Raw genomic sequence first — 25585 nt, 5'->3', positions numbered from 1 at the left:
GTCCGGTGGCCACCGGACGCGGATGCGAGGATGACGCCGTGGACACCCCCTGGTTCTGGATCGTCGTCGTCGCTGTCGTCGTGCTGGTCGCCATCCTGGTCACCGGCCTGCTCATCGCGCGCAAGCGACGCATCAGCCTGGACGCCGCCCGCGACGCGGAACTCGAGCGGAAGCCGCGCGGCGGTGGCTACACCGCCAGCGGCGGGATCGCGCTGGCGCCGGGCGGAACGGCCGAGGCCGAGGAGAAGGCGGAACCCGCCGAGGAGCCCGTCGAGCACCCGGTCGAGGACCGGCCCGAGGTCGACGGTCAGCCCGCGGTGGGGGACGACGCCGCCGTGCCCCGGGACTCCGACCAGCGCACGATGCGTGACGTCAAACTCCCCGAGCCCGAGACGGCCGAACCCGAGGCCGCAGAGGTGCCCCGGGAGGAGATCGCCCCGGCGTCCGGCAGGCTGGAGCGGCTGCGCGGGCGGCTGGCGAAGTCCCGCTCGATGTTCGGCCAGAGCCTGCTCGGCCTGCTCGGCGCCGGTGACCTGGACGAGGATTCCTGGCAGGACGTCGAGGACACGCTGCTGGTGGCGGACCTCGGCGCGGCCACCACGACCCACATCGTCGAGCGGCTGCGCGACGAGCTGGCGCGGCGCACGGTCCGGACGTCGGACGAGGCGCGGGCGGTGCTGCACGAGGTGCTCACCGCCGAGCTGTCCACCGACGGGCATCGCGCGGTGCGGGCGCTCCCGCACACCGTCGACGGCACCAAGCAGCCGGCGGTCGTGCTGGTCGCGGGCGTGAACGGCACCGGCAAGACCACCACCACCGGCAAGCTCGCGCGGGTGCTCGTCGCGCAGGGCAGCAGTGTCGTGCTGGGCGCGGCGGACACGTTCCGCGCGGCGGCGGCCGATCAGCTCCAGACGTGGGCCGAGCGGGTCGGCGCGGAGGTCGTGCGCGGCAAGGAGGGTGCGGACCCGGCGGCGGTCGCGTTCGACGCGGTCAAGCGCGGGATCGACGCCGGTGTCGACGCGGTGCTCGTCGACACCGCCGGGCGGCTGCACACCAAGACCGGCCTGATGGACGAGCTGGGCAAGGTCAAGCGTGTCGTGGAGAAGCAGGCGAAGGTCGACGAGGTGCTGCTGGTGCTCGACGCGACCACCGGGCAGAACGGCCTCGCGCAGGCGCGGGTGTTCGCCGAGGTCATCGACGTCACCGGCATCGTGCTGACGAAGCTCGACGGCACGGCCAAGGGCGGCATCGTCTTCCAGGTGCAGCGCGAACTCGGCGTGCCGGTGAAGCTCGTCGGCCTCGGCGAGGGCCCGGACGACCTGGCCCCGTTCGAGCCCGGCGCCTTCGTGGACGCCCTCCTCGGCTGAGTTACGGCAGGACGATGCGTTCCCCCGTCCGGTAGTCCCGGATATCCGTGCCGGCGCGCACCTGTTCGCGGTGGATCGTGCACAGCTCGTCGCGGACGGCGAAGAACGTGCACTGGTTGTTGCCGACGAAGGCGCGTGCCCGGCATTTGCGCACGATGGGGAATTTCTTGATGGCGGGGAATTCTGTTCGCGGCTTGGTGGGCGGAGGGAACCGGACCGCCTTCTGGCGTGTTTGCTGGTTGTTGAGCCAGTCCGCGGTGAACTGCGTGAAGGACTTCGCCAGGGGTGACACGGGAGGCGCCACGGCGGGTTTGGCCGCCGCCACGGCCGGTGGCTCGGGTGGCAGGTGGAACACCGCGTTGCCGTCGGACGTCTTCAGCCCGAGCTTCTTGACCAGCTTCTCGGTCGGATGCCGGGAGCCGATGGTGATCTTCGCGGTGTGGTTGTCGGCCACGTACGGCTGAGCCCACCCGACACCCCGCAGGGTCGGCATCGCCCCGCGCTTCCCGGGGAGGTCGATGATCAGCGCGGTGACGAAGTAGTGGTCGCGGGGCAGCGTCACGTGGGCGGTGTCGCCCAGCACCATCGGGAGCGTCGTGCCGGTCGTGGTGTCGTTGAACTTCTGGAACGTCAGGATGACCGGTTTCCGGCCCTGCGCCAGGAGATGATGCCGGACGGCGAAATCGACGTCGCTGGTTGCCTGGGCCCCGGCGACGGTGAGGTCATGGCGCCGGACCGGCTGTGGCGGAGCGGCGAAGGGTGGGGGTGCGGCGATCCGTGGCCCGTCCACGACCCGGTCGAAGATCCGGTCGAAACCTTTCTCCGCAAGGCGCTGCGCCAGCCAGATCAACGCGCCGACCAGAATGGGATCCATCAGGCGCCTCCCCTCGTCCCGCGGGAAGTCTAAGGCGCGTTTTCCGGGGACAGTATCGAATACGCCCGGATGGACGCTTCCGGAAACAGGGTGACGAATTCCCCGGCTATCGGGCACAATTCCGTCATGCCCGGTTGAGTCCGTTCCGCTCGTGCCCCTCCGGTCCGATGTGCCACCGCGATCCCGTACGTCGAACCGAGAGGACGATCATGACCATCCTGCACGGTGCGCTGGTGCGCCTGCGCCCGCTCACCACCGCGGACCGCTCCCGCGTCCGCGAAATCCTTGCCACGCCTGAGGTTTCCCGCTGGTGGGGCGATCCCGACCGCGAGGCCGACGACCTCGTCGACGAGGACGATGAGGACATCACCGTCTACGCCATCGAGTTCGGCGGCGAGACGGTCGGCGTCATGCAGAGCGTCGAGGACAACGATCTGCAATACCGGCAGGCGGGCATCGACATCGCGGTGCACGCGGACTGGCACGGCCGCGGCATCGGCAGCGACGCCATCCGCACGCTCGCGCGGCACCTGTTCGCGAGCGGCCACCACCGGCTCACGATCGACCCGTCGGCCGCCAACGAGGTCGCGATCCGCGTCTACCGCGGGCTCGGGTTCCGGCCGGTCGGCATCCTGCGGCAGTACGAACTCGGGACGGACGGCACCTACCACGACGGCCTGCTGATGGACCTGCTCGTCGGCGAGCTGACGGAACGCGCGGTGTGACTAGTCCGCGGGGCGCTGGTCGATGGCGCTCTGCAGCAGGACGGTGATCTGGTTCATGCCCAGATTGACCTTGGTGAACCCCTCGTCCACCTTGCGCTCGAGCCTGTCCAAGCGCTGGCCTTGTTCGAGCTGCGTTTCGCGGATGGCGTTCAGCAGGCTGGTATGCCCATTGAGGGTTTCCCGAAACTCGGTGACGTCGCGGGCTGCTGCGTTGGCGAGCACATGGGCGGCGGTGGAGTCCTGCCGGAGCTGCGCCATCTGCCGCTCCAGCGAGTCCATACGTGCTTCGAGTTCTTCGAGGCTGGCCACGGTCGTCAGCCTAACGGACGCGTCGTCGAGGCCCGGCTTCGGTGGGTACGCGATTGATCACGCGGGGTTAGACAGGGGTGGATGACGTTGTCGGGCTGGTCGAGCCAGGACCACTGCCGGTCGGGGGTCACGGTGGCCCCGAGCCGGGTTCGGCGGGGCCGTCCGGCGCTGACCCACCACCGCCACGCGTTTTCCGCCTCGTCCCAGAGTTTCCGGGGCCCGTATTGCCGCACCGGGTAGGAACCTGCGTGCTCGGCTTCGGGGGTGACGTAGCCGATGGCGGCAGAATCGGTGGCGACGTCGTAGAGCAAGACTTCCCAACGTTCTGGATCGTCGACGCCGATGCTGCGCTGGACACCAGGCAGGCGCAGGCCGATCACTGTGGTGGCGTCCGGGTGCTCACCGATCTCGGCCGGCGGGGTGCGCGTGGTGGTTCCGGTGACGGTCGGATCGGTTTCGACGAGCTCGGCGAGACGGCTCGCGTGCCCGAATGGCGTGGTCTGCTGACGTAGCCGCATGAAGCCGGAGTCGCCGATCACGTGGCCGGACGCGGTGCCGTCGCCGTGTGCGGTGAGCCGGAGCAGGCCGCCGTTGCGATAGGAGGTGCCCCACGGGGTGAGGACGAGGCCGCCGGGCCGGGTTTGGCTGATCCAGGCGTGCGGGATGTGTCCGGCGAGCACCGCGGCGGTGGCGATGATCCGGTCGTAGGGTGCGCGCGGTGGGTGGCCGGTGGCGCCGTCACCGCTGATCACGGTGATCGCCGGGTGGCCCGCGTGGTGGAGGGCCTCGCGTGCTTGCCGGGCGAGAGCCGGATCGATCTCGATGGTGGTCACGTTCTCATCGCCGAGACGCGCGCCGAGAAGTGCGGCGTTGTAGCCGGTTCCGGTGCCGACCTCCAAGATCGTGTGCCCGGGGCGGACATCGAGCGCGTCGAGCATTCGCAACACCATGCTCGGTTGCGAGGCCGAGCTGGTGACCAGTCGGCTGACTCCCGGCCAGGCGACGCGTCCCTCATCGAGCTGGGTGACGACCGGTTCGTCCGAATAGACCGCGCGAGTCCATTCGTCGGTGCCGTACTCGATCGGCCGGGGAATACCGGCCTCGTCGTCGAACCACGCCCGGTGCGGTACGAACGCCCCGCGGTCGACGGCGGCGAACGCGGCTTCCCACTCACGTGGCAGCGCGCTCTCCTTGCGTAGCCGGGTGGCCAGGTCGTGGGTTTCGGCGGCCGTCACTTGCCGTGTTTACGGTCGGGCTTGTCGGGATCGTTGCTCTGGCCGCCGCTTTGGGTGCCCTTCTTGTTGTCCGGCTGGCCGCGATCCTCTTGAGTTCGCTCTTCGTGCTTGGCCATCGTCGCCGCATCCCCTCTCGCCGGTCGTTCACGAACCAGCCTGGTCGACGCGAGCGAAGCCATGCAAGTCGCCACATAGGGTGAGCAGCTGTGATTTGTTACGTCGGGTCAACAGGGAGGTCGAAGACGCCGAGTTTGTGGCCCTGTGTATGGGAATCCCATTCCGCGTGGGTGAAGGAGAGAGTGCCCGCGCCGGGCCGGTGGGAGTTGCGGACGAGGACCTCGTCGTCGGTGAGCATGACCTCGACACAGTTGTTTCCGTTCGAGGAGTACTTGGTCCATACGTTGGGCTGCAGGGACATGGGCGGGGACTCGATTCGCTAGCGGGTGCTGAACTCTTCCAGCATATCGAGGCTTGTCAGCGGATCGAGGGCCTTGAGCCGGACGTCATCGAACTTCGTGATCGCTTCGGAGACCGCCGTGTCCCGGTCGAAGAACTGTTCGCCGATCGTCGTGTCCACGCTGGCGATCTCGTCGATCTGGTCATCGACCCGGTAGATGGTGATCGAGGCGCCGATGAGTTCGTGCTCGCGAGTGTCGAGTGGGAGCACCTGCACGGTGACGTTGGGACGTTCGCGGCAGAGACGGGCGACATGCTGGAGCTGGCGGCGCCGAACCTCTTTGCCACCAACGTTCTTGTGCAGCGTCGCCTCACCGACGACGGCCCAGAGGTCCAGCGGTTGCTCGTCACGGATGAGGACCTCGCCCAGGCTGAGACGGAACCGCAGGCGGGTCTCCAGCTCTTTGGTGAGATGACCGGTCGGCGCCATGATCGCGCGGGCGTAGTCCTCCGACTGCAACACGCCGGGGAACGCCTCTGGGCTGTAGTAGCGAATGGTCCGCGCAGCCTTGATCAGGTCCGCCGAGCGACGCTGATGTGGCTGGATGTCCGTCCCGCCGGTGACCCGCCCGACCTTCCGGTGCGCTTCCTTGTTGACGGCCAGGAGGTCCGCCGTCTGGTCCTCCGGCATGCCGTAGAGCCGCAGCAGGGCGGTGAGATCGCCGTGGCTGATCTTGGTCCGGCCCTGCTCGATGTTGCCCATGGTCGTCACGGTGCAGCCGAGCGTCTCGGCGGCGGTTTCCCGGCTGACCTTCGCCTCGGTCCGCATGCGCTTGAGTGTCGCGCCGATCTGGATGCGCTCGGCGGTGCGGAGCTGGCCCTGTGCCATGACTTCACCCTTTCAGGTGCGAGACAAATTCCTGTACGCACCTTAGCCTAGTCGTCGCAGGTCGGAAACCTGCGAAGGCAAGCGTAGGCATCAGGCAGTTACCCGAAAGAGGAGCACGGCATGTCACACAGCGGAGTCGAAGTCAGCGCCTGGGTCCGGATCGACAACTGCGGCATCGAGTACCGCCTGTGCGACGGCGCGGTCGAATTCTCGCTCGGCGGGCGGATGGACGGGTTCCAGTTCGACGCCACCGAACGCGGTCTGGAACAACTCGTCGAGACGGGCTCTCAGGCCCTACGCGCCCTTCGCGCGGCCGGTCAGGACAGCCCTGGTCTCTGAAGGCCACCTTCAGGGACCTAGACGCCCTCATGGTGGCCTTCAGAGACTTACGCGTCGGCTTCCTGGAGGTGCGCGCCCAACGTCTTCGCGATGCGCTGGACGGCGGGGGCGATGTGCGCCACCGCGTCGGCGGTGAGCCGTCCGGAAGGGCCGGACACCGAGACCGCGGCGGGCACCGGAGCGCCGGGGACGGCGACCGCGACACAGCGGACGCCGAGTTCCTGCTCCGCCTCGTCGAGCGAATAACCCTGCTGCGCGATCTTCTCCAACTCCCGCAACAGCGCGTCGGGATCGGTGAACGTGTGCTCGGTGTAGGCGGGCATGCCGGTGCGGGAGAGCAGGTCCTTGACGTCCTCGGCGGGCAGCTGGGCCAGCATCGCCTTGCCGACACCGGTGCCGTGCGGCAGCAGCCGCCTGCCCACCTCGGTGAACATCCGCATCGAGTGCTTCGACGGCACCTGCGAGACGTAGACGACCTCGTCGCGCTCGAGGACCGCGAGGTTCGCCGTCTCGCCGACCTCCTCGACCAGCTCGGCCAGCAGCGGCCGTGCCCAGGTGCCGAACTGCATGCTCGCGTTCTCGCCGAGCCGGATCAGGCGGGCGCCCAGCGCGTACCGCCGGTTGGTGTTCTGCCGGACGTAGCCGAGGTCGACCAGGGTGCGGATGAGCCGGTGGATGGTCGGCATCGGCAGCCCGGACAGCGTCGCGAGCTCGGACAGGCTCGCCTCGCCGCCGGTGTCCGCGAGGTGTTCGAGCAGGTCGAACGCGCGTTGCAGGGACTGGACGCCGCCATCTTTCACTGCCACGGGTGGCTCTCCTAACGTTCACGTTGAGCTTCCGCTATGCAGAAACTATAGTCCGATATGTAAAAACCGTATGGACGTCTTTCTTCACGATCCGGGGTGTTTCGCATGTCTGAAGTCCAGGTGCTCGGTGATCCGGTCGAGCGTGGTGACGAGATCCTGACGCCGGACGCGCTCGCGTTCCTCGCGGGCCTGCACGACGCCTTCGCCGCGCGGCGCGACGAGCTGCTGCTGGCGCGGGGCAAGCGCCGCGAGGAGGCCAGGACCACCGGGAAGCTCGACTTCCTGCCCGAGACCAAGGAAATCCGCGAGGGCGACTGGCAGGTCGCCGGCGCGCCGCCCGCGCTGCGCGACCGGCGTGTCGAGATCACCGGCCCGACCGAGCGCAAGATGACGATCAACGCGCTGAACTCCGGCGCGAAGGTGTGGCTCGCCGACTTCGAGGACGCCAACACGCCGCACTGGGCGAACGTCGTCTCCGGGCAGGTCAACCTCGCCGACGCGATCCGCGGCACCATCAGCCTCGACTCGAACGGCAAGCACTACGAGCTGAAGTCCGATGTGGAGCACGCGACCATTGTGGTCCGCCCGCGTGGCTGGCACCTCGACGAGCGGGGCCTGTCCTTCGGCGGCCGCCAGGGTGTCGGCGCGCTCGTCGACTTCGGGCTGTACTTCTTCCACAACGCCGCCGAGCTGCTCAAGCGTGGCAAGGGCCCCTACTTCTACCTGCCGAAGATGGAAAGCCACCTCGAAGCGCGGCTGTGGAACGACGTGTTCACCCACGCCGAGAAGGCGCTGGGCATCGAGCACGGCACCGTCCGCGCGACCGTGCTGATCGAGACCATCCCGGCCGCGTTCGAGATGGAGGAGATCCTCTACGAACTGCGCGAGCACGCCTCCGGCCTCAACGCGGGCCGCTGGGACTACCTGTTCAGCGTGATCAAGTACTTCCGCGACGCCGGCGAGAAGTTCGTGCTGCCGGACCGCAACTCGGTCACCATGACCGCGCCGTTCATGCGCGCCTACACCGAGCTGCTGGTGCGCACCTGCCACAAGCGCGGTGCGTTCGCGATCGGCGGGATGGCGGCGTTCATCCCGAGCAAGGACCCGGCGGTCAACGAGGGCGCGTTCAAGAAGGTCCACGACGACAAGGCCCGCGAGGCGGGCGACGGTTTCGACGGCTCGTGGGTCGCGCACCCGGGCATGGTTTCCTTGTGCCGTGAGGAGTTCGACAAGGTCCTCGGCGAGAAGCCGAACCAGCTCGACCGCACTCGTGACGAGGTCAGCGTCACCGCCGAGCAGCTGCTCGACGTCGCTTCGACGCCCGGTGGCGCAACCGCCGCGGGCCTGCGTGGCGCGGTGGACGTCGGCATCCGCTACATCGCGTCCTGGCTCGGCGGGAACGGCGCCGCGGCCATCCACAACCTGATGGAGGACGCCGCGACCGCGGAGATCTCGCGCTCGCAGGTGTGGCAGTGGGTCAAGAACGGGACCACTTTGGACAGTGGCGACGTCGTGACCCGCGAGCTGGTCCGTGGCGTCGTGACCGAGGTCCGCGGCGAGCTGGCCGCGGAGATCAAGTCCGAGCTGCTCGACCCGGCGGTGGAGCTGTTCGAGCAGGTCGCGCTGGCCGACGAGTTCCCGGACTTCCTCACCCTGCCCGCCTACGAGCGGATCAAGTAGTGCCCGGACGTCTTCCCGAAGACGTCTACGCCGCCGCCGACGCGCGCCTGGCTTCGGCCGACGCGCGCGTCGCGGCGGCGTACCCCGGTGAGGCTCCGGGGCGTCAGCCGGTCCACACGGTGTACGTCCCGGCGTCGCAGTACCGGGCGCGGCTGGTCGCGGACTGGGGCAAGCAGGCCATGCGCGTGTTCGTCGAACAGGGCGAACTTCTCGGCCTGGAGCCGGAGATCGCCGACCGGGTGCGGGAAAAGCTGCTCACTGAGCCGATCGAGGATCTGCGGATCGACTTCGAGGACGGCTACGGCCGCGTGCCTGACGACGTCGAGGACGCGGCGGCGCTCGCGGCTGGCCAGACTCTGGCCACCACCGGCGGGACGCCGTTCGTCGGGATCCGGTTCAAGAGCTTCGAAGCCGCGACGCGGCGGCGCGGGATCCGGACGCTGGACCTGTTCCTGTCCGGGTTGCTGGAGAACGGGCCGCTTCCGTCCGGTTTCGTGGTGACGCTGCCGAAGGTGACCGCTGTCGAGCAGGTGTCGGTGGCGGCGGACGTCATGGCACGCCTGGAATCCGCGTACGGCCTCGCCGAGGGGACGTTGCGGTTCGAGGTCCAGATCGAGACGTCGCAGTCCATTGTGGACACCGATGGCACGGTGTCGGTCCCGCGGATCATCCGCGCGGCTTCGGGCCGGTGTTCGGGCCTGCACTACGGGACGTACGACTACAGCGCCGGGCTCGGGATCGGCGCCGCGTACCAGAGCATGGACCACCCGGCGGCCGACTTCGCCAAACAGGTCATGCAGGTCTCGGCGGCGGGCACCGGGGTCCGGCTGTCCGACGGCTCCACCAACCGCCTTCCGATCGGCGACGCGCTGCCCTCGGCCTGGGCGGAGCATCAGCGGCTGGTGCGCCGGTCGCTGGAACGCGGCTTCTACCAGGGCTGGGACCTTCACCCGCATCAGCTCCCGACGCGCTACGCGGCGACGTACGCCTTCTTCCGCGAAGGCTTCCCTTCGGCCGTGACGCGGCTTCGAGACTACGTCGACAAGATCGACAGCGGCGTCCTCGACGAGCCCGCCACCGCGCAGGCCCTGGCGTCGTATCTCTTGCGGGGCTTGGATTGTGGCGCCCTGGCGCCGTCCGAACTCCCCTTCGACCGCGCCACCCTCGACCGCCACGCCCGCCGCGTGAGCTGAAGGGGACTTTCGTCACGCTACATGAGCTGAAGGGGACTTTCCTCGCATCGCATGCGACGAAAGTCCCCTTCAGCTCACCGGGCCCAGTCGGGGACCCAGGCGTCGGCATCGGAGGTGGCCTGGTGCCGGGCGTGGAGGTAGTCGAGGAAGCTCGCCAGGACGGGGTGGGGGTTGTCGGCTCGCCAGACGACCCGGAGCGGATAGACCAGAGCAGGCGAGACGACGGGGATGCGGCGCAGGTCGTAGCTTTCCGGCCAGAGATAGCGCGTCCCCTCGCCAATGAACGTGGCCAGCCGAGGCGACGCGGCGATCTCGGCGAGGCGCGTTTCGATGCCGAAGACCGGCCCGGTCATGTCGATGGTGAGCCCGAACGCCTTCGCCAGATCCTCGTAGTAGCCGATCGGCTCATCGGTCATCCCGGGCATCCAGATCGGGTGCCCGGCGAGCTCGGCAGGGGTCACGGCCGGGAGGTCCGCCAGCGGATGCCGCGGGCCGACCAGGACTTCGTGCCGGTCGTCGATGACGCGTGCCGACCGCAGCCCGGCCGGAGCCCTGAGCCCGAAGTCCCGCAACGACCGGAAGGTGGCGTCGACGGCACCTCCGCTGACCTCGGCCAGCGCCGACGGCGTATCGGCGTTGGTCAGCGCGACGACGTCCAGCTCGATGTCCGGATGCTCCTGGTAGAAGGCACGCAACACGGTGGACGGCGCGACCCGGCGGCTGACGACGTCGACCCGCAGGGCCCGGCGCCCCGGAGTCACGGCCGCGCTGGCGCGTTCGGCGGCACGCAGCAGCTCACGCGCGTGGGGGAGCAGCGCCTGCCCGTCGACGGTGAGCCGCGCACCCCTGGCCGTCCGCACGAAGAGCTGAACGCCGAGTTCCCGTTCGAGGTTGGCGACTCGTCGCGACGCGGCCTGCTGGGTGACGTCCAGTTCGTCAGCGGCGGCCTGGAACTGGCCCGCGTCGGCGACGGCGAGGAAGGTACGAACCGCGACGAGATCCACGGGGAAGAACGTAACGCCACAACGTTCTGTTGTGACACGCCGCTCGATCCGTTGTTGGTGCCATCGCCCGCCGATCGGCTTCCCTCTCCTCGGAGACCAGAGAGGTGGAGATGGGTCGGGCATTCGGGTGGTTGTGGGCCGCGTACGCGGTCAGCGCGTACGGGACGGGTCTCGGATTCGGCGCGTTCTCGGTCGTCGCGATCGTGGTCCTGCACGCGGGTTCGGCGGAGGTCGCGGCGTTGTCGTCGTCCGGGCTCCTGATCGGGGCGCTGCTGGCGGTCCCGCTCGGGCCGTGGATGGAGTTCCGCGCCAAGCGGCCGGTCATGATCGCGATGGACGTCGTCCGCTTCGCGGCGTTGGCGACTCTGCCGCTCGCCTACTGGCTGGACGTGTTGTCCTTCGCGCAGCTCCTGGTGATCTCCGTCGTCACCGCGGCGGCGAAGATCGCGTTCACCGCGGCCGGCGGCGCGTATCTCAAGACGATCGTCCCCGCAGACAGGCTGCTCGTGGCCACCAGCCGCTTCGAGGCCACCACCTGGTCGGCCACGGTCGTCGGACCGCCCGTGGGCGGCGCCGTCATCGGACTGGTGGGTCCGGTGGCGACCGTCGTCATCGACGCGGTCAGCTACCTCTTCTCGGCGCTCGGCATCGCCGCTATCCGGGAACCCGAGCCACCCGCGAAGAAGACGTCGACGCGTCGGCGGGGCGACATCGTCGAGGGCTGGCGCTACATCTTCACCCACGACACGCTGCGCCCGCTGTTCCTCAACGCCATGCTGGTCAACGGGTTCATCATGGCCGGAGAGCCGCTGTTGTCGGTGCTGATGCTTTCGCACCTGGGATTCGAAGTCTGGGAGTACGGGCTGGCGTTCGCCGTTCCGTGTATCGGCGGCTTGATCGGTGCCCGGCTCTCCCGCCGCGTCGCCGCCCGCTGGGGCGAACCGCGGGTGCTGCGTGTCTTCGGCACGCTTCGGGCCTGCTGGCCGCTGGGGCTCGCGTTCGTCCGGCCGGGCGTGGCCGGGCTGGTGATCGTGATGGTCACCGAGTTCGGGCTGATCGTCTGCGCGAGCCTCTTCAGCTCCGTCCTGTCCGCCTACCGGCTGAACCACACCGAGGCCGATCGACGCGCCAGGGTGCTTGCCGCGTGGTCCATCGGCACCAGCACGAGCATCGCGGTGCTCACCCTGCTGTGGGGCCTCCTGGCCCAGCTCATCGGCCCGCGCGCGGCTCTCGCACTGGCCGGGATTCTGGTGCTGGGCACGCCTTTCCTGCTGCGCAGCCGGTCAACCCTCGGCGAGCAGCGCGAGGTAGACGTCGAGCTGCGCGGTGAACTCCGTCAGGTCGACGCCGAGTAGTTCGCTCGCCCGGCCGATCCGGTAGCGCAGGGTGTTGACGTGGACGTGCAACGCCTTCGCCGCGCGGGTCGGCGAGCCCGAGCAGTCGAGGAACACGCGCAGGGTGTGCACGAGGTCGGAGTGCTGTTCGGCGTCGTAGTCCAGCAGCGGGCCGAGCACCCGCCGCCGCAGTACCGCGCGAAGCTGGTCCGGCGCCCCGGCGAGCAGCAGCTGATGGACGCCGACCTCGCCGGCGGGCACCACCGCCACCGGGCCCGGCCGGGCTGCCGCGACGGCGAGCGCGTGCCGCGCCACCTCCTGCGCGCCGTGCAGCGCCGAAACCGGGACGCGGTCGCTGATCCCGGCACGGATGCCACGCGCCGTCAGCAAAGGCTCCACAGTGGACAGTGCGCGGGCCGTGTCCGACGGCCAGTCGCCGTTGTCCTCGGCGAGCGCGTACGCGTCCCCGTCGAGGGAACCGACCAGGACCCGCCCGGAGTGGTCGGCCAGCAACTCGCGCAGGACGTCCTGGGCTTCGTCGCTGCCTTCGGTGCGGACCGCGATCACCCGCAGCTCACCGGTGAGCCCGAGGCCCTGGACGTCGCCGCCCGCGAGGACCGGATCGACGACGCGATCCGCCACCCGCCGCACCTGATCCGCGCGGGCCCTGGCCAGGCCGACCAGCCCGGCCAGTTCCTCGGCGAGTTCGGTCTGCGGTGCGGTCAGCGGTCCGCCGACGGCGAGCAGCCACGGCACCGCGTGCCTGCCCTCGATCGGAATGAGCGTCAGCTTCCCGGACCGCCGCCTGCCGAGGAACCGGCGGACGATGTCGTCCGCGGTGCCCGGCAACGGGCCGGTGCCCGCGACGACGCGGCCGAGCGTCGACACCACCCAGCACGGCAGCCCGAGTTCGGTCGTCGCGCTGCGCAGGAGTCCCTCGATCGGGGCGTCTTCGGCGGCCGCGGCGAGCAAACGTTTGCGGGCGTGGTCCGAGGCGGCGGCGAGCGCCAGCACCACCCGTTCGGTGATCACCGCGAACGACAGGTCCGGCGGTACCTCCAGCAGCGGGATCCGGTGGCGGGCGCAGGATTCGACGAGGTCGGCCGGGATGCCACCGGTGTCCGCGCCGGACGCCGCGAGCGCCGCCGCGCCGGATTCGGCGAGCGCGGCTACGAACGGCTCGGCGTCACCGGGTTCACGCCACCACAACAGCCCGCTCAGCACCAGCTCGCCCGCCGAGAGATAGCGGCCCGGGTCGGGCAGCTCGGTGACGAAGATCCGGGTCACCGTGCGGTCGAGCAGCTCCCTGCCGGTGCTCGCGTGCGGGCGCAACCCCGGCAGGTCAAGCAGAGTTTTCACGGTCGTCATCAGGTTTGTAGGAAAGCACAAAACGGGCCCGCCGCGCTGCCCCCGGTTCGTGGGGCGGCACCGTTGCCGCCGTGCCGGTCTTGGCGTCTACTGGAGCATCGAACCTGGGAAGGAGTTCCAGCGTGGATTTCCTGCGGCCCGCTTCCCTCGCCGACGCTTTGGCCGCGAAGGCCGAACATCCCGACGCGGTACCCCTCGCGGGCGGCACGGACGTCATGGTGGAGCTGAATTTCGACCACCGGCGGCCCGCCGCGCTGCTGGATCTGAACCGCGTCCCCGAACTGGCGGAATGGTCCACTTCGGACGGCCAGGTCCGGCTCGGCGCGGGCGTCCCGTACACCCGCGTGATCACTGAGCTGGGTGAATTGCTGCCCGGTTTGGCGATGGCGTCGCGGACGGTCGGCTCGCCGCAGATCCGCAACCGCGGCACGGTCGGCGGCAACCTCGGCGCCGCTTCGCCTGCCGGGGACACGCATCCCGTGCTGCTCGCGCTCGGCGGCCGCGTCGAAGTCGCCTCCGTGCGAGGGAAACGGACGTTGGCCGCCGACGACTTCTATCGCGGCGTCAAGCGGAACGCGCTCGAACCGGACGAGCTGATCACGGCGATCCTCCTGCCCGCGGCGGCAGGCCCGCAGCAGTTCGCCAAGGTCGGGACGCGCAATGCGATGGTCATCGCGGTGTGCTCGTTCGCGCTGTCCCTGCGGCCCGATCGGGCGGTGATCGGCGCAGCGATCGGCTCCGCCGCACCGACCCCGCGCCGTGCGCGGGCGGCCGAGGAGTTCCTCGCGTCGGAGCTGGCCTGGACGTCGCGGGCGCCGCTGGCGGACTCCGTGAAGCGCCACTTCGGCGAGCTGGTGGCCGAGGCCGCTTCGCCGATCGACGACGTGCGCGGCAGCGCCGCGTATCGCAGGCACGCTTTGTCGGTCATGGCCCGGCGCACGCTGGGCTGGGCCTGGGACGAGTTGCGGGGGAGTGAACGCTGGTGCGCGTGAACGTGACGGTCAACGGCGAGCGGCGGCAGGCCGACGACGTGTGGGAGGGCGAGAGCCTGCTCTACGTGCTGCGCGAGCGGCTCGGCCTCCCCGGTTCGAAGAACGCTTGTGAACAGGGCGAATGCGGCTCCTGCACGGTGTACCTCGACGACGTTCCGGTGTGTTCGTGCCTGGTCGCGGCCGGGCAGACCGAGGGCCGCGAGGTGCGTACGGTCGAGGGACTCGCCGACGGCGACACCCTGCACCCGGTCCAGCAGTCCTTTGTGGACGCCGGGGCGGTGCAGTGCGGGTTTTGCACGCCGGGGCTGGTGGTAGCCGCACACGACCTGCTGAACCGGGTGCCCGAGCCGAGCGACGAGGAGATCCGCGAGGCGCTGGCCGGGAACCTGTGCCGCTGCACCGGGTACGAGAAGATCCTCGACGCGGTGCGGCTCGCCGCGAAGGGAAGTGTCGCATGAGGACGGTCATCGAGAACGCCGCGATCGCCACGGTCACCGGCCCCGAGTACGACAAGGGCCACGTCGTCATCGACGACGAGCGCATCACCGCCGTCGGCGAGGGTGCGGGTCCCGCCGAAGCCGATCGGCGTGTCGACGCCTCGGGCTGCCTGGTCACGCCCGGCCTGATCAACACCCACCACCATCTCTACCAGTGGGCCACCCGCGGGATGGCCGCCGATCACACGCTGTTCGAATGGCTCACCGCGCTCTACCCGGTCTGGGGGAACCTCGACGCCGCGATCACGCACACGGCCGCCACGGCCGGGCTCGCGCGGCTGGCCACGACCGGCTGTACCACCGTCGCCGACCATCACTACGTCTTCCCTCGCGACGCGGGTGACCAGGTCGAGGCGCTCGTCTCCGCGCGCGAACGGATCGGCGTGCGGCTGCACGTCGTGCGTGGCTCGATGGATCGTGGTGAATCGCAGGGCGGGCTGCCGCCGGACAACCTCGTCGAGGAAACCGAAGCCGCGTTGCTCGGCACCGAGGACGCCATCGACCGCTTCCACGACGCGTCCCCGAACGCGCACGTCCAGATCGCCGCGGGCCCGTGTTCGCCGTTCACCGTCACTGAGCCGCTGATGACCGGGGCCGCGGAACTGGCTCGCCGGAAGAAAGTCCGGCTGCACACGCACCTCGCGGAGACCGTGGACGAGGAACGGCAGTGCCTCGAGGAGAACGGCTGCACGCCCGCCGAGTACGCCGACAAACTCGGCTGGCTCGGCGGCGACGTCTGGCTCGCGCACACCATCCACCTCGCCCCGGAGGCGATCCGCCGGCTCGGCGCCACCGGGACCGGGGCGGGTCACTGTCCGACGTCGAACGGCCGCATCGGCGCCGGGATCGCGCCCGTGCGTGAGCTGCTCGACGCGGGAGTGGCGGTCGGGCTCGGGGCCGACGGCGCGGCGTCCAACGAGTCCGGCGGGCTGGGGGAGGAGCTGCACCAGTCGCTGTTGCAGGCGAGGCAACGCGGCGGGCCGCGCGCGCTGACCACGCGCGAGGCGTTGTGGATGGGCACGATGGGCGGGGCCCGCTGTCTCGGACGGGAACGCGAACTCGGCTCGATCGAGCAGGGCAAACTCGCGGATCTCGTGGTGTGGGACCTGAACGGGCTGCACTACGCGGGCATCGAGGATCCCGTCGCCGCGCTGGTGCTCGGCACGACACCGCCGGTGCGGCGGCTGTTCGTCGGCGGGCGCGAGGTGGTGAGTGACGGCAGGCTCGACCACGCCGACGAGCCGTCGATCGCCCGTGAACTCGCCGCGGCGAGCGCCCGGCTGCGGGAGCGGCGATGACCACCACGGAGGCGGCGGCCGGGACCGCGAACGGCGTCGGCGCCAGCCCGCAGCGGCCCGACGGCGTCGGCAAGGTTCGCGGCGAGTTCGCCTACGCGTCCGATCTGTGGCACGAGGACATGCTGTGGGGCGCGACCCTGCGCAGTCCACATCCGTACGCGCGCATCACCGGGATCGACATCGCGGAAGCCCTTGCGGTGCCTGGGGTTCACGCCGTACTGACGCATGAGGACGTTCCTGGCGTGAACCGCTACGGCCTCGAACACGCCGATCAGCCGGTGCTCGCCGACGACGTCGTGCGCTACCAGGGCGAGCCGGTCGCGCTCGTCGCCGCCGACCATCCGGAGACCGCCCGTCGCGCGATCGCCCGGATCGCCGCGACCTACGACGTGCTGGAGCCGGTGATCGACGCCGAATCCGCCGCCGCCGGGGAAGGGGCGCGGCTGCACGCGGGCGGGAACGTGGTGCGGCACATGAAGATCCGGCGCGGGGCGCAGGACGCGCAAGCCGACGTCGTGGTCTCCGGCGTGTACGAAGTCGGTATGCAGGACCAGGCTTTTCTCGGTCCGGAATCAGGGCTCGCGGTGCCGGACACCGAAGGCGGCATCGACCTTTACGTGGCGACGCAATGGTTGCACGTCGATCAGCAGCAGATCGTCGCCGCGCTGGGTCTGCCCGTGGAGAAGGTGCGGCTCACGCTCGGCGGAGTCGGCGGCGCGTTCGGGGGCAGGGAAGACCTGTCGATGCAGGTCCATGCCTGTCTGCTGGCGTTGCACACGGGCAAGCCGGTCAAGATGGTCTACAACCGCGAGGAATCCTTCTACGGCCACGTACATCGCCATCCGGCGAAGCTGTACTACGAGCACGGCGCGGATCGTGACGGGCACTTGGTGTATGTCAAGGCGCGCTTCTATCTCGACGGCGGTGCGTACGCGTCCTCGACCGGCGCGGTGGTGGCGAACGCGGCGACACTCGGCATCGGACCGTACATAGTGGACAACGTGACGGTCGATTGCTGGGGCGTCTACACGAACAACCCGCCGTGTGGGGCCATGCGCGGGTTCGGCGCGGTGCAGGCGGCGTTCGGCTACGAGTCCCAAATGGACAGACTGGCCGAGGCGTGCGGGCTGGACCCGGTCGAACTCCGGATCCGCAACGCGCTGAGCGAGGGCTCGACCATGCCGACCGGTCAGGTCGTCGACTCGGCCGCGCCGGTCGCGGAATTGCTGGACCGGGTGCGCGCGATGCCGATGCCCGCCGCGCCGGGGGAATTCGACCTGCGGCGGATGCCCGGCGGTGTCTCGAACACGACCCACGGCGAGGGCGTCGTGCGCGGGGTCGGCTACGCGGTGGGCATCAAGAACGTCTGTTTCTCCGAAGGATTCGACGACTATTCGACCGCGCGGGTGCGGCTGGAACTCGTCGGCGGGGAACCGGCCGCGACCGTGCACACCGCCGCGGCCGAGGTCGGCCAGGGGCTCGTCACCGTCATGCAGCAGATCGTGCGGACCGAACTCGGCGTCGAGCGCGTGACGATCCTGCCGATGGACACCTCGATCGGCAGCGGCGGCTCGACGTCGGCGTCGCGGCAGACCTACGTCACCGGCGGCGCGGTGCGGGCCGCGTGCGCGGCCGTGCTGGGGAAGCTGACCGAGCACGCGCGTGATCTCCTTGGCGTGGCGGGAAAACTGCGGCTCGCCGGCGGGAAGGTCGTTGCGGCGGACGGCCGGGTGCTGGCCGATCTGCCGGAGGTGCTGGCGGACGTCGCGTTCGATGAGACGGTGGAGTGGCGGCACCGGCCCACCGCGGCGGTCGATCCCGAGACCGGCCAGGGGAACGCGCACGTCCAGTACGCGTTCGCCGCGCACCGCGCGGTGGTCGACGTCGACACCGAACTCGGGCTGGTCAAGGTCGTCGCGCTGGACTGCGCGCAGGACGTCGGCAAGGCGCTCAACCCGCAGGCCGTGCTCGGCCAGATCCAGGGCGGCTCGGCGCAGGGCCTCGGGCTCGCGGTGATGGAGGAGATCCAGATCGACGGCGGGAAGATCCGCAACCCGTCGTTCACCGACTACCTGATCCCGACCGTGCTGGACATGCCGCCGATGACGATCGACGTGCTGGAGCGGCCCGATCCGCACGCGCCCTACGGGTTGCGCGGGGTCGGGGAACCGCCGACGATCTCCTCGACGCCCGCCATCGTCGCGGCCATCCGCGCGGCGACCGGTCTCGCGCTCACCCGCGTTCCCGTGCGGCCGGAGCACCTCACTGGAACCTGAAACACGCGGTGAACGTACGGTCAATTACTTGCGCAAGTATTTGACTGTGTGATCGGACTGCGGTCTACTGGGCGCGCTGTCACCGATCGTGGTGGCACTGTCACTCCCGAGACCGAAGGCCGTGTGCATGACCACTGCGGAAATGGTGCTGCGGCTGGCCACCGGGGTGGGCCTCGGCATCGTCATCGGTGTCGAACGGCAGTACCGCGCGCGGATGGCGGGCCTGCGCACCAACGCGCTCGTCGCGGCGGGTGCGACGCTGTTCGTGCTGCTGTCGTCCTACGGTTTCGGCGGGCTCGCGGGGACGGCGGACCCGACGCGGGTGGCCGCGCAGATCGTGTCCGGCATCGGTTTTCTCGGCGCGGGTGTCATCCTGCGGGACGGGCTGTCGATCCGCGGCCTGAACACCGCCGCGACGTTGTGGTGCTCGGCGGCGGTCGGCTCGCTGGCCGGAGCCGGGTTGTACTCGGTCGCGGCCGCGGGGACCGTCGTGGTCGTCGCGGTCAACCTGGCGTTGCGCCCGCTGGGCCGGGCGATCGACCGCAGGCCGGAATCCGGCGACGAAACGCCGTCCGTCTACGACTTCCGCGCGGTGACCCGGGACGACTCCGAGGCGCACGTACGCGCGTTGCTGGTCCAGGCGCTCGGCCGGACCGACTTCCGGCTCGCGTCGGTGCAGAGCAGCAACACCGACACCGAGGGGCTCGTCGAGGTGCGGGCCGAGCTGTCGGCGGAACAACGGGACGACAAGCAGATGGAGTCGGCGGTGAGCAGGCTTTCGCTGGAGCCGTCAGTCACCAGCGTCCGCTGGGAGGTCCGCAGCGAGGCCCCGGAACCCAAGAACGGCGAATAGCGGTGTTCCGTGAAGGACTCCTTCACGGCCCTGAGCGCCGGTAAGGAGGCCTTCACGGCTTGGGGAATACGCCGATGATCATGCCGGTTGGCGGAAGTGTGGTGGGCGTGATGAAGGCCGTCGTCCGGACGGCCGCCGGTGGTCCCGAGGTTTTCGAGCTGGTCGAACGTCCGGTTCCCGAGCCGGGACCGGGTGAAGTCCGGGTACGGGTGCACGTCTCCGGCGTCAACCCCACGGACTGGCGGAGCAGGCAGCGTGACCTGCCCGACGGGCTGAGCGAACAGGTGCCGCATCAGGACGGCGCCGGGGTGATCGACGCCGTCGGGCCGGACGTGGACCCGGACCGGATCGGGCAGCGGGTGTGGCTCTGGGAAGCCGCGTGGCAGCGGGCCTGGGGCACGGCCCAGCAGTACACGCTCGTCCCCGACCGGCAGGCCGTCGCACTGCCCGGCCACGCCTCGTTCGAACTCGGCGCGTCCGCCGGGATTCCGGCACTGACCGCGCATCGCGCGCTCACCGTTGCTGACGGCGGTCCGGCGCGGATCGCGCCGGGCACGCTGCGCGACGTCACCGTTCTGGTCGCGGGTGGTGCGGGCGCGGTCGGGAACGCGGCGATCCAGCTCGCTCACTGGGCGGGCGCGCGGGTGATCACCACCGTCAGCGGGCCCGCCAAGGCGGCGCTGGCTCACGCGGCGGGCGCGGACCGCGTGATCGACTACCGTGCGCAGGACGCCGTCACGGAGATCCGGGCCGTCGCGCCGGAGGGCGTGGACATCATCGTGGAGGTCGCGCCCGCGGCCAACGCCGCGCTCGATGTCGCGGTCGCCGCGCCGGGCGCGGTCATCGCGTTCTACTCGGGAAACGCCGGGGAGCCGCTTTCCGTGCCGGTGCTCGAAACGCTCCCGTCGAACTTGCGCTGGCAGGGCGTTTTCGTCTACACCGTCCCGGTGACGGCGAAGGAGCACGCGGTCGCCGACGTCACGGCGGCGATGGCCGCGGGTGCCTTGCGCGCCGGGGAAGAGGCCGGATTGCCACTCCATCGCTTCCCGCTGGATCGGCTCGCGGACGCGCACACCGCCGTCGAACGAGGCGTTGTCGGCAAGGTTCTCGTCACCGTCCCCTGAAGGCTCACGCCTCGGCGAGGAGACGGCGCGCGACGTCCACGACGGCGGAGCCCGCGATCGCGATGGGTTCGGTGCTGCGCAGCGACCGGCTCAGCACGAACGCCCCTTCGAGGCTGGTGACCAGCGTCATCGTCAGCGTCCGCGCGGCGTCCTCGCTCAGCCCGAACTGCCCGAACCGCTCGGTGCCCGCCTTGAGCCACGCCTCGAACACGTCCGCCGTCGCGATCCGCAGTTGTTCGTTGGTGCTGGCCACTTCCAGCGCCACGGTCGCGATGGGGCAGGCGTCGGCGTAGTCGGTCTCGCGTAGCGTGGCCGCGGCGCCCGCGAAGGCCGCCTCGATGCCGCTGACCAGGTCCGGCGCCGGTTCGAGGAAGATTTCGAGCACCTGGATGTACATCATCCCGGAGGTGCGGATGACCTCCTCGCCGAGCTGCTCCTTCCCGCCGGGGAAGAAGTGGTACAGCGAGCCGAACGGCGCGTTCGCGGCCTCGACGATCTGCTTCACGCCGGTGCCGGTGTACCCGTTGCGCCGGAACAACTCGGCGCCGGCGGCCATGATGCGTTCCTTGGTCCCTGCCACCCGCTCAGGATACGCCCACGCTAGAGCGGTCTATCAAATCCAGGCGGGTCCGGCGTCCTCCGCGTCGTCGCGGAGCACCGTGCCCTCGATGAGCCCGTACGGGCGATCCGCGGCGTAGAAGACCTCGTTGTCGTTCGTCAGCCCGAACGGGGCCAGATCGACCAGGAAATGGTGTTTGTTCGGCAGGGAAAGCCGGATCTCGGCCACCTCGGGACGCGCCTTCAGCGCGGCCTCGCCCATCGCGTACAGCGTCTGCTGGAGCGACAGGCTGTGTTTGGTCGCGAACGTCTCCAGCATGACCCGCCGGATCTCCTCGTGCGCGTCCGCCCAGTCGATCACTTCGCCCTGATACCGCCAGCGCGCGGTGACGGCGGTGGCGAGGATGCGATCGTCGGTCTCGGCGAGCGTCGTGTACTCGTCGCGGGGGAAGCCGTGGAACTCCGAGCCGGTGGACTTCAGCACGACGAGACCGTCCACACCGGACACCACCCACGCGCGGTCGTGGTGCACGGTGACCGTGGTGGTGCGGCTTTCCCCGCCGGAGCGGGTGAACGCGTGATCGTGCGGCGCGCCATCGACGGGGATGCGGTCCCAGCCGTGCTCGGCGATGACGATGCGCGCGCCGGTGATCTTCTCCGACGTCGCGACGAAATGCCGGGCGAGCCGCAGGGCGAAGTCCTCGATCTCGCCGACCGGCTGTTGTTTGGCGAAGGCGTACACGGTGTTCTTCTGCGTGTCGGTGGCGAGGACGGCCGAGTTGTCGCCGGTCAGATGCGTCGCGGCCAGATCACCGCGTAGCGCCGTCGACACGGTGAGGTCCTTCAGGTGGTGCACCGGTCCGTCCCGGCGCACCGTGACCAGCCGGACCTCCGCCTTGCCGTACTGGTTGGGGCCCAGCGTGATGGCCACTGTCAGCTCCCTCGGTAGGTCGCGTACGCGTACGGGCTCAACAGCAGCGGCACGTGGTGATGCGCGGTGCCGTCGGTGATCCGGAAGGCGATCGTCACCTCGGGGAAGAACGCGTCGGGCCCGTGATGGGTGCCGGTCTCGAAGACCAGCCGGTACGTCCCGGGCGCGAGGGTGTCCGGGCCCAGTTCGCGGACACGGCCGTCGTCGTCGGTGCGGCCCTCGGCGACGGGGCTCCAGCCCGCGACGTCGTGGTGTTCGAGCCGGACGGCGATCCCTATGGCCGGACTGCCCGCCGCGGTGTCGAGGACGTGCGTGGTGATGAGACTCAAGGAACCACCGCCTTTTCCAGCCGGAGCCTGCCGATTTTCGCGAGTTCCTCGCCTGCTCTGCGCAGCTCGGTTTCGGGGTCGTTGCGGAGCCGGTGCACGAGGTCGGTCAGCAGTTCCTCGCCGTCGCGGCCGTTCGCGCAGACCAGGTAGACGTGCCCGAATCGGGCCTCGTACTCGGCGTTGGCCGCCGCGAACGCCTCCGCGGCCGCGTCGTCCACACCGGACTGCTCCGAACGGGACCACTCGGCCTCGGTGTCGTTCTTCGAGGGTTTCTCGCCGATGCGGGGATGCGCGGCGATGGCGTCGCGGATTTCGCCTGGCATCAGCGGTTTCACCTGATCGGCGGCCGCGAACAACGCGGCCAGGTCGGGATACGGCCTGCCCGCGAGCAGCGTGTCCACCCAGCGAGGTACCGCCAAACAGGCGGTCAGCAGCGGCCGGACCCGGTCGGCGTCGGCGGTGTTGAACGCTGCGAGATCGGTCGGCACGCACCCGACGTTAGCAGGCTCGGGCTTGATCGGCGTGCCATTCTGGACCCGGAAAACCCGTGCGGGGAAGGGGATCGTGGATGGAGCTGGTGGTACGCGCGGCGCGGGCGATCACCGGGGACGGCGAGGTCGCCGCGAGCATCGGTGTCGACGGCGGCCGGATCGTCGCGGTCGAACCCTTCGAGGCCACGATGGACGGCGAGGAGGTCCTGGACCTCGGCCAGGACGTCGTGCTGCTGCCCGGCCTGGTCGACACGCATGTGCACGTCAACGACCCTGGCCGCGCCGAATGGGAGGGCTTCGAGACGGCGACGCGCGCGGCCGCGGCGGGCGGTGTCACCACGATTGTCGACATGCCGCTCAACAGCCTTCCGCCGACGGTCGACGTCGCGGCGCTGGCGGTGAAGCGCCAGGCAGCGGCGGGGCGGGTGCACGTCGACGTCGGGTTCTGGGGCGGCGCGATCCCGGGCAACCTCGCCGAACTACGGGGGCTGCACGAGGCCGGAGTCTTCGGATTCAAGTGCTTTCTGCTGCATTCCGGCGTCGACGAGTTCCCGCCGCTGGACGCGCGCGGGCTGGCTTCGGCGATGGGGGAGCTGGCCTCGCTTGGCGCGTTGATGATTGTGCACGCCGAGGACGCGCACGAGATCGACAGCGCCCCGGAACCACACGGGCCGGAGTACGCGGACTTCCTGCGCTCGCGCCCGCGCGTCGCGGAGAACACGGCGATCTCGCAGGTCATCGAAGAGGCGCGCCGGACGGGTGCGCGGGCGCACATCCTCCATCTGTCCTCTTCGGACGGTTTGCCCCTGCTCGCTGCTGCGCGCTCCGCGGGTGTCGCGGTGAGCGCGGAGACGTGCCCGCACTACCTGACCTTCACCGCGGAGGAGATCCGCGACGGCGCCACGCAGTTCAAGTGCTGCCCGCCGATCCGCGAGGCGGCCAACCGCGAGCGGCTGTGGCAGGGGCTCGCGGACGGCGTGATCGACTGCGTGGTGAGCGATCATTCGCCGTGCACACCGGAGCTGAAACGCTTCGACAGCGGGGATTTCGGGCTGGCGTGGGGTGGAATTTCCAGCCTGCAGCTCGGGTTGCCCGCGGTGTGGACGCAGGCACGGCAACGCGGGTTCGCGCTCACCGACGTCGTCCGCTGGATGGCCGCGCGCCCGGCGGCGCAGGCGGGCATGCGGCGCAAGGGACGGCTGGCGGTCGGGTGCGACGCCGATTTCTGCGTGTTCGCACCGGATGAGGCCTTCGTCGTGGACGTCGCGAAACTGAAGCACCGCAACCCGGTGAGCGCCTACCACGGGCGTCCGCTGGCCGGCGTGGTGCGGAGTACCTGGCTGCGCGGGACCATGATCGGCGAGGAACCGCGTGGGACGCTGCTGGAACGTGGGAACTGCTGACCTGGAGGCGAATGTGCCGTACGACCGTCCGGAATGGACAGCTCAGCCGGATCTGGCCTCGCGCCGCTTCGGCGGGACCGTGATGTGGGCGACCGACGAGTTGTTCGCCGAGAAGGAGAACCTGGTCAACCCATGGAAACCGGAACACCGGCCGGAAACCTTCGGGCCGCGGGGCCAGGTGTACGACGGCTGGGAGACCCGGCGGCACCGCTCGCCGGGCGACGACCAGGCCGTGCTGCGGCTGGGCCTGCCAGGGGTGATCTCCGGCGTCATCGTCGACACGGCGTTCTTCAAAGGGAACTACCCGCCGTTCGTCTCCGTCGAGGCCTGTGCCGTCCCCGGGTATCCGTCCGCCGCTGAACTGTCCGAAGTGGACTGGGACGTTCTGGTGGATCGAGCGCCGGCCGAGGGGCACACGGAGAACTTCTTCGCCGTCGGCGGTACCCGGCGCTACACGCATGTCCGGCTGACCATGCACCCGGACGGCGGTGTCGCGCGGCTACGGGTGCACGGCTCGCCGGTGCCGGATCCGGCGCTGCTCGACCTCGGCGCGCTGGATCTGGCGGCGCTGGAGAACGGTGCCGAGTGCACCGGCTGCAGCAATATGTTCTACTCGTCGCCGAACAACCTCTTCTCGCCCGGCCTCGCCGCGCACCAGGCCGAAGGCTGGGAAACCGCGCGCCGCCGCGACGACGGCAACGACTGGGTGACCGTGCGCCTCGTCGGCGCCGGTGTTGTCCGCTTCGTCGACCTGGACACGAGCAACCTCAAGGGCAACGCCCCCGGCTGGGCCGCACTGAGCGGCCGCGACGGCGACGGCCCCTGGCAACCGGTGCTGCCGAAGACCCGTTTGCAACCCGACACCCGCCACCGCTTCGCCGTCCCCGGCTCACCCGAGATCACCGAAGCCCGCCTCGACATCTACCCGGACGGCGGCCTCGCCCGCCTCCGCCTCCACGGCTCCCTCACCCCCCGGGGCCGCGCCACCCTGGAAACCCGCTACCGCGACACCACTTCCTGACCCCCTCCCCGCCTAACCCCCTCCCCCACCCTCCCCAAGGGGGGCAGCCCTGCAACAGTCTATCGCCCGGGGCCGACAAAAACCCCGGCGATCGGACGTGGGCCCGGGAACTGTCCACATGCGTCCCGTGCTGTGGATACCGCCGGAAACCCTTAAGCAGCAAGGAAATCTCGACGCCTCCGCAGGCGGGGTGTCGCGAATGGTCCGTTCGTGCAGTGGGTGTCGGGTTTATGGGGCCGGCAGGGGGGGCGTTTGGACGCAGAGTGGGGGAGGGGGGGCGGGCGCGGCGAACA

The 25585-nt window shown here is 70.0% G+C and carries 27 protein-coding genes; 14 read left to right on the top strand and 13 right to left on the bottom strand.

The window, feature by feature from the left end; translation table 11 throughout:
• Positions 1-38: 38 nt before the first annotated feature.
• A complete protein-coding gene (gene ftsY / locus ACFWX1_RS36225) occupies positions 39-1367 on the top strand; it encodes a signal recognition particle-docking protein FtsY (protein ID WP_378394314.1) in 1329 nt (442 codons plus the stop codon).
• A 1-nt stretch (position 1368) separates the two neighbouring features.
• On the opposite strand, the gene ACFWX1_RS36220 is transcribed toward ftsY, so the two are convergent.
• On the bottom strand, positions 1369-2241 hold the full coding sequence (locus ACFWX1_RS36220; protein WP_378394313.1) for a hypothetical protein: 873 nt from the start codon (positions 2239-2241) through the stop codon (positions 1369-1371).
• A gap of 209 nt (positions 2242-2450) precedes the next feature.
• Here ACFWX1_RS36220 and ACFWX1_RS36215 point away from each other — a divergent pair, with 209 nt between their 5' ends.
• On the top strand, positions 2451-2966 hold the full coding sequence (locus tag ACFWX1_RS36215) for a GNAT family N-acetyltransferase (protein WP_378394312.1): 516 nt from the start codon (positions 2451-2453) through the stop codon (positions 2964-2966).
• Here ACFWX1_RS36215 and ACFWX1_RS36210 read toward each other — a convergent pair whose 3' ends face one another.
• The 5 genes from ACFWX1_RS36210 to ACFWX1_RS36190 are packed head-to-tail and all read right to left on the bottom strand — an operon-like array spanning position 2967 to position 5795.
• The gene (locus ACFWX1_RS36210; protein WP_378394311.1) at positions 2967-3275 is read right to left on the bottom strand and encodes a hypothetical protein; all 309 of its coding nucleotides are present in this window, start codon (positions 3273-3275) and stop codon (positions 2967-2969) included.
• A 5-nt stretch (positions 3276-3280) separates the two neighbouring features.
• Entirely contained in the window at positions 3281-4510 is a 1230-nt protein-coding gene (locus tag ACFWX1_RS36205; protein ID WP_378394310.1) for an rRNA adenine N-6-methyltransferase family protein, read from the bottom strand.
• Positions 4507-4689, bottom strand: a complete 183-nt coding sequence (locus tag ACFWX1_RS36200; protein ID WP_378394308.1) for a hypothetical protein — start codon at positions 4687-4689, stop codon at positions 4507-4509. Before ACFWX1_RS36200 ends, ACFWX1_RS36205 begins: the two co-directional genes overlap by 4 nt.
• Before the next feature lie 35 nt (positions 4690-4724).
• Complete coding sequence (locus ACFWX1_RS36195; protein ID WP_378394307.1) at positions 4725-4928, bottom strand: DUF397 domain-containing protein; 204 nt, start codon at positions 4926-4928, stop codon at positions 4725-4727.
• 18 nt (positions 4929-4946) lie between these two features.
• Entirely contained in the window at positions 4947-5795 is an 849-nt protein-coding gene (locus ACFWX1_RS36190; protein WP_378394306.1) for a helix-turn-helix domain-containing protein, read from the bottom strand.
• Positions 5796-5915: 120 nt separating this feature from the next.
• On the opposite strand from ACFWX1_RS36190, the gene ACFWX1_RS36185 reads away from it, so the two are divergent.
• Complete coding sequence (locus ACFWX1_RS36185; protein WP_378331499.1) at positions 5916-6134, top strand: hypothetical protein; 219 nt, start codon at positions 5916-5918, stop codon at positions 6132-6134.
• A gap of 47 nt (positions 6135-6181) precedes the next feature.
• On the opposite strand, the gene ACFWX1_RS36180 is transcribed toward ACFWX1_RS36185, so the two are convergent.
• A complete protein-coding gene (locus ACFWX1_RS36180) occupies positions 6182-6940 on the bottom strand; it encodes an IclR family transcriptional regulator (RefSeq protein WP_378394305.1) in 759 nt (252 codons plus the stop codon).
• A gap of 105 nt (positions 6941-7045) precedes the next feature.
• On the opposite strand from ACFWX1_RS36180, the gene aceB reads away from it, so the two are divergent.
• Positions 7046-8620, top strand: coding sequence for a malate synthase A (gene aceB, locus ACFWX1_RS36175; RefSeq protein ID WP_378394304.1), 1575 nt, complete (start codon positions 7046-7048; stop codon positions 8618-8620).
• Positions 8620-9813: a DUF6986 family protein gene (locus tag ACFWX1_RS36170; protein ID WP_378394303.1), complete on the top strand. Its 1194-nt coding sequence runs from the start codon at positions 8620-8622 to the stop codon at positions 9811-9813. Before aceB ends, ACFWX1_RS36170 begins: the two co-directional genes overlap by 1 nt.
• Positions 9814-9887: 74 nt before the next feature.
• Here the strand turns inward: ACFWX1_RS36170 and ACFWX1_RS36165 are convergent, their stop codons facing one another.
• Complete coding sequence (locus ACFWX1_RS36165; RefSeq protein ID WP_378394302.1) at positions 9888-10817, bottom strand: LysR family transcriptional regulator; 930 nt, start codon at positions 10815-10817, stop codon at positions 9888-9890.
• 110 nt (positions 10818-10927) lie between these two features.
• Here ACFWX1_RS36165 and ACFWX1_RS36160 point away from each other — a divergent pair, with 110 nt between their 5' ends.
• Positions 10928-12172: an MFS transporter gene (locus tag ACFWX1_RS36160; protein WP_378394301.1), complete on the top strand. Its 1245-nt coding sequence runs from the start codon at positions 10928-10930 to the stop codon at positions 12170-12172.
• Here ACFWX1_RS36160 and ACFWX1_RS36155 read toward each other — a convergent pair.
• Positions 12101-13519 (bottom strand): PucR family transcriptional regulator ligand-binding domain-containing protein, encoded by a 1419-nt coding sequence (locus ACFWX1_RS36155; protein WP_378394300.1) that lies wholly within the window; start codon positions 13517-13519, stop codon positions 12101-12103. The two genes, ACFWX1_RS36160 and ACFWX1_RS36155, sit on opposite strands and share 72 nt — an antisense overlap.
• Positions 13520-13641: 122 nt before the next feature.
• On the opposite strand from ACFWX1_RS36155, the gene ACFWX1_RS36150 reads away from it, so the two are divergent.
• The 6 genes from ACFWX1_RS36150 to ACFWX1_RS36125 all read left to right on the top strand — a co-directional run bounded on the left by ACFWX1_RS36150 (position 13642) and on the right by ACFWX1_RS36125 (position 20559).
• Entirely contained in the window at positions 13642-14511 is an 870-nt protein-coding gene (locus ACFWX1_RS36150) for an FAD binding domain-containing protein (protein ID WP_378394298.1), read from the top strand.
• On the top strand, positions 14502-14969 hold the full coding sequence (locus tag ACFWX1_RS36145) for a (2Fe-2S)-binding protein (RefSeq protein WP_378394297.1): 468 nt from the start codon (positions 14502-14504) through the stop codon (positions 14967-14969). Before ACFWX1_RS36150 ends, ACFWX1_RS36145 begins: the two co-directional genes overlap by 10 nt.
• Complete coding sequence (locus ACFWX1_RS36140) at positions 14966-16306, top strand: 8-oxoguanine deaminase (RefSeq protein ID WP_378394296.1); 1341 nt, start codon at positions 14966-14968, stop codon at positions 16304-16306. The genes ACFWX1_RS36145 and ACFWX1_RS36140 overlap by 4 nt, the downstream gene beginning before the upstream one ends.
• Positions 16303-18582, top strand: coding sequence for a xanthine dehydrogenase subunit D (gene pucD, locus ACFWX1_RS36135; protein WP_378394294.1), 2280 nt, complete (start codon positions 16303-16305; stop codon positions 18580-18582). Before ACFWX1_RS36140 ends, pucD begins: the two co-directional genes overlap by 4 nt.
• Positions 18583-18709: 127 nt before the next feature.
• Positions 18710-19435, top strand: a complete 726-nt coding sequence (locus tag ACFWX1_RS36130) for an MgtC/SapB family protein (RefSeq protein ID WP_378394293.1) — start codon at positions 18710-18712, stop codon at positions 19433-19435.
• A 74-nt stretch (positions 19436-19509) separates the two neighbouring features.
• Positions 19510-20559 carry an NADPH:quinone reductase gene (locus ACFWX1_RS36125; protein ID WP_378394292.1) on the top strand — a complete coding sequence of 350 codons (1050 nt, stop codon included), beginning with the start codon at positions 19510-19512 and terminating at the stop codon, positions 20557-20559.
• A 4-nt stretch (positions 20560-20563) separates the two neighbouring features.
• Here ACFWX1_RS36125 and ACFWX1_RS36120 read toward each other — a convergent pair whose 3' ends face one another.
• The 4 genes from ACFWX1_RS36120 to uraD are packed head-to-tail and all read right to left on the bottom strand — an operon-like array spanning position 20564 to position 22865.
• Positions 20564-21115, bottom strand: a complete 552-nt coding sequence (locus ACFWX1_RS36120; protein ID WP_378394330.1) for a TetR/AcrR family transcriptional regulator — start codon at positions 21113-21115, stop codon at positions 20564-20566.
• A gap of 57 nt (positions 21116-21172) precedes the next feature.
• On the bottom strand, positions 21173-22048 hold the full coding sequence (gene pucL / locus ACFWX1_RS36115) for a factor-independent urate hydroxylase (RefSeq protein ID WP_378394291.1): 876 nt from the start codon (positions 22046-22048) through the stop codon (positions 21173-21175).
• A 2-nt stretch (positions 22049-22050) separates the two neighbouring features.
• A complete protein-coding gene (gene uraH / locus ACFWX1_RS36110) occupies positions 22051-22377 on the bottom strand; it encodes a hydroxyisourate hydrolase (protein WP_378394290.1) in 327 nt (108 codons plus the stop codon).
• A complete protein-coding gene (gene uraD, locus ACFWX1_RS36105) occupies positions 22374-22865 on the bottom strand; it encodes a 2-oxo-4-hydroxy-4-carboxy-5-ureidoimidazoline decarboxylase (protein WP_378394289.1) in 492 nt (163 codons plus the stop codon). Before uraD ends, uraH begins: the two co-directional genes overlap by 4 nt.
• An 80-nt stretch (positions 22866-22945) precedes the next feature.
• On the opposite strand from uraD, the gene allB reads away from it, so the two are divergent.
• Both allB and alc read left to right on the top strand, forming a co-directional pair.
• Positions 22946-24271, top strand: coding sequence for an allantoinase AllB (gene allB / locus ACFWX1_RS36100; RefSeq protein ID WP_378394288.1), 1326 nt, complete (start codon positions 22946-22948; stop codon positions 24269-24271).
• 1 nt (position 24272) lies between these two features.
• Entirely contained in the window at positions 24273-25292 is a 1020-nt protein-coding gene (alc, locus tag ACFWX1_RS36095) for an allantoicase (RefSeq protein WP_378394328.1), read from the top strand.
• Positions 25293-25585 lie beyond the last annotated feature (293 nt).

The organism is Amycolatopsis sp. NPDC059021 (assembly GCF_042739895.1).
Lineage (GTDB): Bacteria > Actinomycetota > Actinomycetes > Mycobacteriales > Pseudonocardiaceae > Amycolatopsis.
This window is presented reverse-complemented; position numbering and strand designations above follow the sequence as displayed.

Excerpts from the sequence above, each read along its gene's own strand:
- ACFWX1_RS36220 (WP_378394313.1), bottom strand. The coding sequence starts at position 2,241 with ATGGATCCCATTCTGGTCGGCGCGTTGATCTGGCTGGCGCAGCGCCTT.
- ACFWX1_RS36215 (WP_378394312.1), top strand. The coding sequence starts at position 2,451 with ATGACCATCCTGCACGGTGCGCTGGTGCGCCTGCGCCCGCTCACCACC.
- ACFWX1_RS36200 (WP_378394308.1), bottom strand. The coding sequence starts at position 4,689 with ATGGCTTCGCTCGCGTCGACCAGGCTGGTTCGTGAACGACCGGCGAGA.
- ACFWX1_RS36195 (WP_378394307.1), bottom strand. The coding sequence starts at position 4,928 with ATGTCCCTGCAGCCCAACGTATGGACCAAGTACTCCTCGAACGGAAAC.
- ACFWX1_RS36190 (WP_378394306.1), bottom strand. The coding sequence starts at position 5,795 with ATGGCACAGGGCCAGCTCCGCACCGCCGAGCGCATCCAGATCGGCGCG.
- ACFWX1_RS36185 (WP_378331499.1), top strand. The coding sequence starts at position 5,916 with ATGTCACACAGCGGAGTCGAAGTCAGCGCCTGGGTCCGGATCGACAAC.
- aceB (WP_378394304.1), top strand. The coding sequence starts at position 7,046 with ATGTCTGAAGTCCAGGTGCTCGGTGATCCGGTCGAGCGTGGTGACGAG.
- ACFWX1_RS36160 (WP_378394301.1), top strand. The coding sequence starts at position 10,928 with ATGGGTCGGGCATTCGGGTGGTTGTGGGCCGCGTACGCGGTCAGCGCG.
- ACFWX1_RS36155 (WP_378394300.1), bottom strand. The coding sequence starts at position 13,519 with ATGACGACCGTGAAAACTCTGCTTGACCTGCCGGGGTTGCGCCCGCAC.
- ACFWX1_RS36140 (WP_378394296.1), top strand. The coding sequence starts at position 14,966 with ATGAGGACGGTCATCGAGAACGCCGCGATCGCCACGGTCACCGGCCCC.
- pucD (WP_378394294.1), top strand. The coding sequence starts at position 16,303 with ATGACCACCACGGAGGCGGCGGCCGGGACCGCGAACGGCGTCGGCGCC.
- ACFWX1_RS36130 (WP_378394293.1), top strand. The coding sequence starts at position 18,710 with ATGACCACTGCGGAAATGGTGCTGCGGCTGGCCACCGGGGTGGGCCTC.
- ACFWX1_RS36125 (WP_378394292.1), top strand. The coding sequence starts at position 19,510 with ATGATCATGCCGGTTGGCGGAAGTGTGGTGGGCGTGATGAAGGCCGTC.
- ACFWX1_RS36120 (WP_378394330.1), bottom strand. The coding sequence starts at position 21,115 with ATGGCCGCCGGCGCCGAGTTGTTCCGGCGCAACGGGTACACCGGCACC.
- allB (WP_378394288.1), top strand. The coding sequence starts at position 22,946 with ATGGAGCTGGTGGTACGCGCGGCGCGGGCGATCACCGGGGACGGCGAG.